This window comes from Gemmatimonadales bacterium (genome assembly GCA_030697825.1).
GTDB lineage: Bacteria > Gemmatimonadota > Gemmatimonadetes > Gemmatimonadales > JACORV01 > JACORV01.
This window is the reverse complement of sequence record JAUYOW010000075.1, coordinates 1-2,569: the sequence shown is the minus strand read 5'-3', so window position 1 is coordinate 2,569 and position 2,569 is coordinate 1. Positions and strand designations below refer to the sequence as shown.

Sequence of the window (2,569 nt, the reverse complement as noted above, 5' to 3'; positions counted from 1 at the left end):
GGCCGCCGCGCGCCTCCTCTCCGCCGAGAACGCCGAGCCGGCGCTCTACGCGCGGGTCGTCGCGCGGTTCCTCCCGCCCGCGCCCGCGCAAGAGGGCGGCCGGCCGGCGCAAGCGTACGAAGCGCGCCTGGGCATCGCGCTAGTGAGCGCGGCGGACACGGCGCAGCAGGCGGTGAACGCGGCGCAGGCGCTCACCAGCCGCTTCGCGCTGCCCGTGGGCCGACGGGCGGTGTTGGTGGGCCTGGCGGCCCAGGATGTCGCCAAGATCTTCGCGCAGATGGTGCGGGTGCTCGCGGCCACGGTCGTGCAGCAGCTGGCCGCAGCCGCGCACTAGGGTCCCGCTACGGGACGCCCGCCGCGCCGGGGCCCGGGGGGAACAGTCCCTCGAGGAAGAACGCCGACAACTCCGCCCGCCCGCCGACATCCGCCTTTCGATAGACCGCGAGCGCCTGCTGTCGTACCGTGCGCTCGCTGGTGTCGCGCGCGAGCCAGCGCGGCGCTGAGGAGCGATACCGACGGGCCGGTTGCCGCCACGCCGCCCCGTCGTAGATTGACCGCGGAGATGATCGAGCTCTTGCGGCGGATCGCCGGCAGCACGACCGCGAAACTGGCGTTGGCCGGCACCTTCGGTCTCGCCGTGGGCACCGGCGGCTACACTTTCGTATACGCCAAGGGCGCCTCGTACCTCGGCCACGATCCCGCCGCGTGCGCCAACTGCCACATCATGGGCGAGCAATACGCGGGATGGCTCAAGGCCAGCCACCGCGCGGTCGCCGCCTGCAACGACTGCCACACGCCATCCAACTTCGTCGGCAAGTACGTCACCAAGGCTTCCAACGGCTTCTGGCACTCTTTCGCCTTCACGTCGGGCCGGTTCCCCGAGCCGCTCCGCATCAAGCCGCGGAACCGGGCCGTCACCGAGCGCCGCTGCCGCGAATGCCATCAGGACATCGTCGTCGCGATCGAGGGTCCGCACAGTCCGGAGAGGGAGATCTCGTGCATCAACTGTCACCGTACGGTCGGTCACCTGTGACGCGGCTGGGCGAGCGCGGCCGGGTCGCGCCTTGGGTCCTCATCGCGCTGGTGGCGGCAGGCGCCGCGGCCGGCGGCGCCGCGCTGCTCATCAACATCTTCGAGCGCAAACAGGAGGCGCGGAACCCCTTCTTCCGGGTCGTCGCGCTGACCGACAGCACCGAGGATCCCGCCATATGGGGTGAGAACTTCCCGCTCCAGTACGACGCCTACAAGCGGACGGTGGACCAAGTGCGCACCCGCTTCGGCGGGAGCGAGGCGATGCCGCGCGTGCCCACCGCGGTCGACCCCAGGTCCGTCGTGTCGCAGTCGCGGCTCGACCAGGACCCGCGCCTGCGCACCATGTGGGCGGGGTACGCCTTCGCGGTGGACTTCCGGGAGGAGCGCGGCCACGCCTTCATGCTGGATGACCAGTCGTTCACCCAGCGCCAGCAGGTCGTCAGGCAGCCGGGGACCTGCCTCCAGTGCCACGCGTCGATCGTGATGCCGTACCGTCGGCTGGGCGGCGGAGACCTGTTCGCCGGCTTCGACCGGATGAACCAGATGCCGTACCTGGAAGCGCGCCGGCACGTCACTCACCCGGTAGCGTGCATCGACTGTCACGAGCCGGCTACCATGCAGCTTCGGATCACCCGGCCGGCGTTCATCGAGGGGATGCGCGCGCTGATGGCGTCGCGCGGGGTGAGGGACTACGACGTCAACACCGCGGCCACCCGGCAGGAGATGCGAACTTTCGTCTGCGGGCAGTGCCACGTGGAGTACTACTTCCGCGGTCCGGAGAAGCGCCTCGTCTACCCGTGGGCGCGCGGCCTCGTGGTGGACAGCATCATCTCTTACTACGACTCCGTCGGCCACCGCGACTGGGTGCACGCGGAGTCCGGCGCACAGGTGCTGAAGGCCCAGCACCCCGAGTTCGAGCTGTGGAACCAGGGCATCCACGCGCGCTCGGGAGTAGCCTGCGCCGACTGTCACATGCCCTACATGCGGGTGGGGGCCCAGAAGATCTCGGATCATCACGTCCGCAGCCCGCTGCTCAACATCAGTCGCGCCTGCCAGACCTGCCATCGTTTCCCGGAGGAAGAGCTGCGCGCGCGGGTGGAAGCCATCCAGGAGCGCACTTTTCGCCTGCGCAACCAGGCTATGGACGCGCTGGTCGGCTTGATAGCCGACCTTCGCGCCGCCCGTGCCTCCGGCCGCACCGACGCCGATCTGGCCACCCCGCGCGCCCTCCAGCGCCGGGCCCAGTTCATGCTCGACTTTGTCGAGGCTGAGAACTCGACCGGTTTCCACGCGCCGGGAGAATCGGCGCGGATCCTCGGCGAATCCATGAACTATGCGCGCCAGGGCCAGATCGCCTTGAGGGATTCGGGGTTTCGGCCGTCCGGATTGACCGCCGCCGAGGTGGCGGCCCAGCGCGCGCCCCCGCCCCCGCCCCCGCCCCCGGCAGCGGCCCAGCGGCGATAGCTTTCGCGCCAAGCGGGACCGCTGGACCGCGGCCGCTCGGCAGGTGAGCGTGTCATGGTTTCGATTGCGGTGT

Annotated in this window: 3 protein-coding genes; all 3 read left to right on the top strand. The window is 70.3% G+C overall.

The annotated features are described in order from the left end of the window. On the top strand, nucleotides 1-334 hold a 334-nt coding region (locus Q8Q85_03905; GenBank protein ID MDP3773388.1), incomplete at its 5' end, for a hypothetical protein. A gap of 228 nt (nucleotides 335-562) precedes the next feature. After that, nucleotides 563-1,033, top strand: coding sequence for a cytochrome c nitrite reductase small subunit (gene nrfH, locus Q8Q85_03900; GenBank protein ID MDP3773387.1), 471 nt, complete (start codon nucleotides 563-565; stop codon nucleotides 1,031-1,033). Further along, on the top strand, nucleotides 1,030-2,496 hold the full coding sequence (locus tag Q8Q85_03895) for an ammonia-forming cytochrome c nitrite reductase subunit c552 (protein ID MDP3773386.1): 1,467 nt from the start codon (nucleotides 1,030-1,032) through the stop codon (nucleotides 2,494-2,496). The genes nrfH and Q8Q85_03895 overlap by 4 nt, the downstream gene beginning before the upstream one ends. Nucleotides 2,497-2,569 lie beyond the last annotated feature (73 nt).